The organism is Nocardia sp. NPDC001965, assembly GCF_053594175.1.
On the sequence record NZ_JBSFDZ010000058.1, the window covers coordinates 21,070 to 27,379 of the forward strand.

Genomic DNA, 6,310 nt, shown 5'->3' on the forward strand with positions numbered 1-6,310 from the left:
TGCGCGCCATGACCGAAGCAGCAGGCCCTCTCGACACCGCCCCCGTGGCCGGAAACCTCCGCTACGACGACCCCACCGCCCCGTGGAATCAGGCCACCGAGCAGGGCCCGGCCGACTGGAACACCGAGGTGATCCGGGAGTTCCGGGCCAACGGGGGAAAGGTCGGCGGAGCGTACGCGGGAGCCGAACTGCTGCTGCTCACCACCACCGGTGCGCGCTCCGGTAAACGGCATGTGGTCCCGCTGGGTGCGCTCTATCGCGGCGAAACCCTCTACATCAGCTCGTTCGCCGAAGGCGGCTACCCCTCCTGGTATCACAATGTGCGCGCCGATCCCGCGGTGATCGTGGAGTCGGGCGATCACGTCTACCACGGCACGGCCCGGGTCCTCACCGGCGCGGCCTACGACGAATTCGCGGCGTGGGTGCTGGCGAACAATCCGCTGCTCGCCGAGTTCCAGGCCACCACCGACCAGCCGGTGCCCCTGGTCGTGCTCACCCTCGCGAAATGATTCCGGCCGCCGGTGCAGGCTCGGCGTCACCGCCGGGATCCGGCCGGGCATGATGGACCGTATGCCCGGCCTCGACGATGCCCGCGTGGTGCTGCTCCGCCACGGCGAGACCGAGTGGTCGGTGCAACATCGACATACCGGCCGCACCGATATACCGCTCACTCCCGCCGGTATCCGGCAGGCCGCGGCCGCCGGCCGGGTCCTGGCCGGGCTGGGGCTGCGCGATCCGCTCGTCTACGTCAGTCCCCGGCTGCGCGCCCGGCACACCGCCGAACTGGCCGGGCTGGCCGAGCACACGATCGATCCGGACCTGGCCGAATGGGATTACGGCGACTACGAGGGCTGGACCACCCCGGAGATCCGGGCCCTGGATCCCACCTGGACGGTGTGGACCGGCGCTGTCCCCGGTGGCGAATCCGCCGCCGAGATCGGCGCTCGCGCCGACCGCGTCCTGGCCCACGCCACCGCGGCACTCGGCGAACGCGATGTGGTGCTGGTCGGGCACGGCCATTTCTCCCGCGCCCTCATCGCCCGGTGGCTGGGTTTCGAGGTCCGGGAGGGGCGCCGTTTCGCACTCACCACCGCCGCGGTGAGTGTGCTCGGCTACGAACACGAGGACGCCACGTTGTGGGCGCACGATCTCCGCCCGGATCAGCTCCGATGAATCATCCGGGTGACCGCGCACCTGTTCCCGAACCGGCAAGGAGCCCGTATCCGTGACATCCACCCCGCTCATTCGCCGCGCCGCACCCGGCGATGTGCCCGCCCTGGTCGATCTCGTCTACGGCCTCGCCGAATACGAGAAGGCCCGCGACGAATGCACCCTGACGGCCGAACAATTGCATACCGCGCTGTTCGGTCCGGATCCCGCGGTTTTCGCCCATGTGGCGTTGCGCGGCGGGGCGATCGCCGGGTGCGCCATCTGGTTCTTGAACTTCTCCACCTGGGACGGCGTTCACGGGATCTACCTCGAGGATCTCTATGTCACGCCCGAGTCCCGCGGCAGCGGTCTCGGCCGGGCCTTGCTCGCGGCCCTCGCGCAGGAGGCACGCACCCACGGTTACAGCCGGGTGAGCTGGTCGGTGCTCACCTGGAACACACCCTCAATCGGGTTCTACGAATCCCTCGGTGCCCGAGTCCAGGACGATTGGGTCGGCTACCGCCTGTCCGGTGGAGCGCTCGCCGCGCTGGCCGCAGAATCCACCGACGCCGGGTGAACCACCGCACCGGCCGGTCCGCTCACTCCTCGTCCGTGGCGCCGTACTCCTGCGCCGCCCAGCGCGACGTGGGCGGCGCGAACAACAACCCCAGCGCCCCCAGCGCCACCACTCCCAGCACCGTCCCGTACAGCGGCTGACCCGATCCGAACAGCAGCGACCACACCACCGGCAGCAACAGCAGCTGTGTGATGACCGCGATCGCTCGTCCCCACCGCTGCCCGAACAGCAGCCCGATCCCGGAGGCCAGGACCGCACCGCCCAGGATCGCGAACCACATGGCCGTGCCGTACCCGCTGATGGTGTCCTCCCGATGACCCAGCAACGCCCGCACGATCAGCACCGCCGCCACGATCACCGCGATCGCGCCCTCCAGCGCCACCAACCCCCCGGCCCCACGAACGGTCCCGGGCACACCACCGACGTCTTTTCGCTCGACCACCCGGCCAGCTTAGGTGGACGTACGCGCGGCGGCCCTCGCAGCGTCACGTGATCGAGACCCCGAGATCCCGATCACATACCGAACCCGCCGATCGCCTTCCACGACCGGCCTCACCTCACACCCCGAAGACACTCCCCCCGGCTCCCCCGCCGATCCACCCATCCCCCGCCCATTGCGGATGTCACCCTTTTCGGCCGAGGCCCACCCCGGCTCTGCGACGACGAAGCGAAAGAGCGCAGCGACCATCGCAGCAGCGAAGAACCGGGGTCACGAGGGCCCCGGCCCCCGCCGGAAGCCGGAAGCCGGGGCCCACCATAAAGGCGGGGCCCGCCCCGGTTCTGGAGCGACGGAGCGGGGGAGCGAAGCGGAGGAGCGCAGGAGTGAAGAACCGGGGTCACGAGGGCCCCGCCCCGCGGCGCCGGAGGCGACGCCATGACACAGTCCATTAAGGTACGTAGGTGCGGACGTTGTTGATCGTCAACCCGAATGCGACTTCTACCACGGCGGCTACCCGTGATCTGCTCGCGCACGCGCTGGAGAGCCGGACCCAGTTGACGGTGGCGCACACTCAGCATCGCGGGCATGCCGCCGAGTTGGCACAGTGGGCGGCGACCAATGAGATGGATCTGATAGTCGTGCACGGCGGGGACGGGACCGTCAATGAGACGATCAACGGGTTCGTGCCCCTTCCGCAACTGGACGACGGTCAAGTGTGGCGGCCTCGGTTGGGGATCATTCCCGGGGGTTCGGCCAATGTGTTCGCGCGGTCGCTGGGTATCGAATCCGATCCCGTGGCGGCCACCAATCAGTTGATCGATCTGTTGAAGGCCGGGGACTCCGATCGCCGGATCGGGTTGGGGCTCACCGATGATCGCTGGTTCTGTTTCAGTGCCGGGGTGGGGTTGGACGCCGAGGTGTGTGCCGCGATCGATTCGGCTCGCGCGAAGGGGCATGCCGCGACACCGGCGCGTTATCTGCGGACAACGGTTCGGCAGTTCTTCCGCGCCAAGCGGGATCGGCCGGAGGTCACCGTGCACGTCCCCGGGCACGAACCGGTTTCCGGTGTTCATTACGCCTTTGTGACGAATACCAGTCCGTGGACTTATCTGAACGCGACTCCGGTACGAACCAATCCGGGCACCCGGTTCGAATCGGGGCTCGGTGTGTTCGCCGTGCGAACCATGGCGTTACTGCCTACACTGCGCCTGGCGACACAACTGCTGTCGCCGAACTCAGAACCGAAGTCGCGGAAATTGTTCCGTGACGACGACGTCCCGTCGGTGCGCATCACCTGCGCAGATCCGATCGGTTTGCAAATCGACGGCGACTTCATCGGCGAACGAGACGTGGTGGATTTCACCGCTGTACCCAACGTCCTGGACGTGGTCGCCCCGCGACCGGTTTGAACTGACACATTCGGGAAATACATCCCGTTGTGCTGCAGAAACCGGCGTAGGCGAGTACAAAGGACTGCGGCAGGTCCCCGATGCGGGACCCCAGTGCGTGAGCTTCCCCACGGTGCATCGGATACCTATTGACATCTACGGTGTTCGTGAAAGCATTCACAAGCAACCGTGCGGAAACATTCAGTTCGCACAAGTGAACGACCCACCAACCGATCGGCGCCCGGTGCGGCGCCCTACTAAGGAGCAGAAGGAATGGACTGGCGCCATAAGGCCATCTGTCGTGACGAGGACCCTGAACTGTTTTTCCCGGTGGGCAACAGTGGTCCTGCGCTCGCGCAGATTGCCGATGCCAAGCTGGTCTGCGCTCGCTGCCCTGTTACCGCCGAATGCCTGTCCTGGGCTCTGGGATCCGGGCAGGACGCCGGCGTATGGGGCGGAATGAGCGAAGACGAACGGCGTGCGCTCAAACGCCGCAATGCGCGCACCCGGACTCGGACCGCCGTCTAGAGCACGGGGAAGCGATTACCGGACCCAGCCCGGTCCGGGGAGTCGCGATTGCCCGGCACCAGTATTCTGGTGCCGGGCTGAATTTTCTCTACGGCCGTCCCGGACAGCCGCCCGGAGTTTGCCGGAATATCCCCCAGCAAATTATCGCGGTGTTTTCGACCACAGATGATCACGGGTATGCATAATTGAAACCGGCGAGTTTCCGTCGGGTATCAACGTGCCGAGCGACGCCCCAGTGGCACCCGGAGCACCGCGTCCGTTCCGATATCGGCGCCCGGATGCAGGCCGATCGTGCCACCCAACTCCGCGGTCACCAGGGTGCGCACGATCTGGAGGCCCAGACTGTCGGAGGACTGCAGGCTGAACCCCTCCGGCAGACCACGCCCGTCGTCGCTGATGATCACATCCAGCCAGCGCGCCGACCGCTCCGCCCGGATGGTCACCGTGCCGTTCTGGCCGCCGTCGAAAGCGTGCTCGATGGCGTTCTGCACCAGCTCGGTCAGGACCATCACGAGCGGGGTCGCGCGTTCGGCCGAGAAGACCCCCAGTGATCCCGCCCGGCGCACCGTGATCCGGGCCGTGTGCACCGTGGCGACATCGGCCATGATCGGCAGCAACCGATCCACCACCTCGTCCAGATCGACTTCCTCGTCGACCGACATCGACAACATCTCGTGCACCGAAGCGATCGAGGTGACCCGGCGCACCGATTCGGTGAGCGCCACCCGTGCCTCCTCGTTCTCGGTGCGGCGCGCCTGCAACCGCAACAGCGCGGCAACGGTCTGCAGATTGTTCTTCACCCTGTGATGAATCTCGCGAATGGTGGCGTCCTTGCTGAGCAACGCCCGGTCCCGGCGCTTCACCTCGGTCACGTCGCGCACCAGCACCGCGGCCCCGGCCAGTTCCCCGTGCGGCCGCAGCACCAGAGTGCGCAGCAGCACCGTGGCCCCGCGGGCCTCCACCTCCATCCGGCGACCGGTGCGCCCCGCCAGTGCGGCCTGGATATCTCCGACCACTTCCTGGGCGTCGAACGGATCGGTGATCAGCGACCTCGTCGTGGTCGCCAGATCCTGCCCCGCCAGATCGGCCTGCAACCCCATCCGGTGATACGCCGACAGCGCGTTCGGACTCGCATAGGTGACGGTCCCCTCGGTGTCGAGCCGGATGAATCCGTCGCCCGCCCGCGGACTGGAATGGGTGGCAGCACGGTCCTCGGTGGTCGGGAACGTCCCATCCGCCATCATCTGGCACAGGTCGTCGGCACATGCCACATAGGCGATCTCCAGGCTGCTGCGCACCCGCGACCGCTGCCGGTCGGTATCGCGACTGAGCACCGCGATCACATCGTCCCCGCAACGCACCGGAATCGCCTCCCGGATCGCGTGCACGGGATGCGGGTGATAGACCCCCTGCGCCTCCCCCTCGGTATCGGTCCGCACGATCTCGCCACGAGTGAGCGCCTCGAACACCTGCGAATGCTCGGAATGCTGCGCTGTGGTGCCGACCAGATCCTCCAGATGCACTGTCGGCGCGGTGGTCGGGCGGCACTGTGCGACACAGACGATATCGGCGCCGTTGTGCACCGGGCCGGCCCCCACCCACAACAGCAGGTCGGAAAACGACAGATCGGCGAGCAACTGCCAGTCACCGACCACCCGCTGCAGATGATCCACGGCCAACCCGGGAAGGTCGGTGTGCTCGGCCAGCAGATCACTCAGTGTCGACATACCCACGACCTTTCCACAATCCCCACACGACCTCGCCCGCTGCCGCTTCCCCGGGGCCACTTGGGATTCAGTTCACACAGAGCGCTGCCCGGGCGGCGCTACCGGGCAGAACCGGGCAGCACTGCCGGGGGTTTGTCCACGCAGCACTGCCGGGGTCTGTTCGCGCAGCCGAAACCATCGTCGACAGTGCAGGATCCGGGTAGGGACCTGGGCAGCGGCCGGTAGGCCGAGGTGGGCTGGAACGCGGGGTTGTTCGGCGATGGGAGTGGGCTTGCGCGCAACAGTGAAAGCGGGCTTGCTCACGAAGGTGAGGGGGCGGGGTTACTCACGAAGGCGAGAACGCGGGCTTACCCACGAAGGCGAGGGGGTGGGCTTACCCACGAAGGCGAGAACGCGGGGTTGTTTGCGAAGGTGCTGTGTTTTTGGCGCGCTGGCGCGCGCGGGGTCGAGGCCCCCGAAGTCTCGCCGTTTCGGCCTCGAGACTCGAGCCTTCGGCTCATGC

7 protein-coding genes are annotated in these 6,310 nt (G+C 67.2%); 5 read left to right on the forward strand and 2 right to left on the reverse strand.

All coding sequences use genetic code 11. The features are described 5' to 3' along the window. Positions 1-8: 8 nt before the first annotated feature. The 3 genes from ACWCPQ_RS33410 to ACWCPQ_RS33420 all read left to right on the forward strand — a co-directional run bounded on the left by ACWCPQ_RS33410 (position 9) and on the right by ACWCPQ_RS33420 (position 1,726). The gene (locus ACWCPQ_RS33410) at positions 9-509 is read left to right on the forward strand and encodes a nitroreductase/quinone reductase family protein (protein WP_449906612.1); all 501 of its coding nucleotides are present in this window, start codon (positions 9-11) and stop codon (positions 507-509) included. A gap of 61 nt (positions 510-570) precedes the next feature. After that, positions 571-1,173 (forward strand): acid phosphatase, encoded by a 603-nt coding sequence (locus ACWCPQ_RS33415; protein WP_449906615.1) that lies wholly within the window; start codon positions 571-573, stop codon positions 1,171-1,173. Positions 1,174-1,225: 52 nt separating this feature from the next. Further along, positions 1,226-1,726, forward strand: a complete 501-nt coding sequence (locus tag ACWCPQ_RS33420) for an N-acetyltransferase family protein (protein WP_449906618.1) — start codon at positions 1,226-1,228, stop codon at positions 1,724-1,726. Between the two features lie 22 nt (positions 1,727-1,748). Here ACWCPQ_RS33420 and ACWCPQ_RS33425 read toward each other — a convergent pair whose 3' ends face one another. Beyond that, positions 1,749-2,168, reverse strand: a complete 420-nt coding sequence (locus tag ACWCPQ_RS33425) for a hypothetical protein (protein WP_449906621.1) — start codon at positions 2,166-2,168, stop codon at positions 1,749-1,751. A gap of 458 nt (positions 2,169-2,626) precedes the next feature. Between ACWCPQ_RS33425 and ACWCPQ_RS33430 the strand changes: the two genes are divergently transcribed. Together ACWCPQ_RS33430 and ACWCPQ_RS33435 are read left to right on the forward strand one after the other, a co-directional pair. Beyond that, positions 2,627-3,574 (forward strand): diacylglycerol/lipid kinase family protein, encoded by a 948-nt coding sequence (locus ACWCPQ_RS33430; RefSeq protein ID WP_449906623.1) that lies wholly within the window; start codon positions 2,627-2,629, stop codon positions 3,572-3,574. Between the two features lie 252 nt (positions 3,575-3,826). After that, the gene (locus tag ACWCPQ_RS33435) at positions 3,827-4,081 is read left to right on the forward strand and encodes a WhiB family transcriptional regulator (RefSeq protein ID WP_033243220.1); all 255 of its coding nucleotides are present in this window, start codon (positions 3,827-3,829) and stop codon (positions 4,079-4,081) included. A 212-nt stretch (positions 4,082-4,293) separates the two neighbouring features. Here the strand turns inward: ACWCPQ_RS33435 and ACWCPQ_RS33440 are convergent, their stop codons facing one another. After that, the gene (locus ACWCPQ_RS33440; protein WP_449906626.1) at positions 4,294-5,808 is read right to left on the reverse strand and encodes a sensor histidine kinase; all 1,515 of its coding nucleotides are present in this window, start codon (positions 5,806-5,808) and stop codon (positions 4,294-4,296) included. Positions 5,809-6,310: the final 502 nt, after the last annotated feature.

Bases quoted from the DNA above. Each gene is read 5' to 3' on its own strand.
- ACWCPQ_RS33440 (WP_449906626.1), bottom strand. From the start codon at position 5,808: ATGTCGACACTGAGTGATCTGCTGGCCGAGCACACCGACCTTCCCGGG.
- ACWCPQ_RS33410 (WP_449906612.1), top strand. From the start codon at position 9: ATGACCGAAGCAGCAGGCCCTCTCGACACCGCCCCCGTGGCCGGAAAC.
- ACWCPQ_RS33415 (WP_449906615.1), top strand. From the start codon at position 571: ATGCCCGGCCTCGACGATGCCCGCGTGGTGCTGCTCCGCCACGGCGAG.
- ACWCPQ_RS33435 (WP_033243220.1), top strand. From the start codon at position 3,827: ATGGACTGGCGCCATAAGGCCATCTGTCGTGACGAGGACCCTGAACTG.